Origin of the sequence: Winogradskyella poriferorum (genome assembly GCF_050618035.1) — a bacterium.
GTDB lineage: Bacteria > Bacteroidota > Bacteroidia > Flavobacteriales > Flavobacteriaceae > Winogradskyella > Winogradskyella poriferorum_A.
In genome coordinates this window covers 1-236 of record NZ_JBODPY010000123.1, presented here as the reverse complement: position 1 = coordinate 236, position 236 = coordinate 1, and the positions used below count along the sequence as shown (strand labels likewise).

At 41.1% G+C, this 236-nt stretch carries 1 protein-coding gene; it reads right to left on the bottom strand.

The window, feature by feature from the left end; all coding sequences use genetic code 11:
• A partial coding sequence (locus ACRHOC_RS15165; protein ID WP_431159444.1) for a peptide chain release factor-like protein occupies positions 1-236 on the bottom strand: 236 nt, incomplete at both ends.

Below are 236 nucleotides of genomic sequence, written 5' to 3'. Positions count from 1 at the left end.
TCGTAAAGCGTGAGCCCTATTCTATGGACAGTACCTCGTGCTTGTGGATAATTATAGGTTCTAACTTTAGCACTTCGGTCACCAGAGCACACCATACTCTTACGTTTTTCTGAATCTGCCTGACGCTGTTTTTCAAGTCCTAAATCATAAAGACGCGTACGCAACACTTTCAAAGCCTTTTCTAGGATTTTATGTGATGACTTTTGAACTTGACAACTCACAATCATACCAGTAGG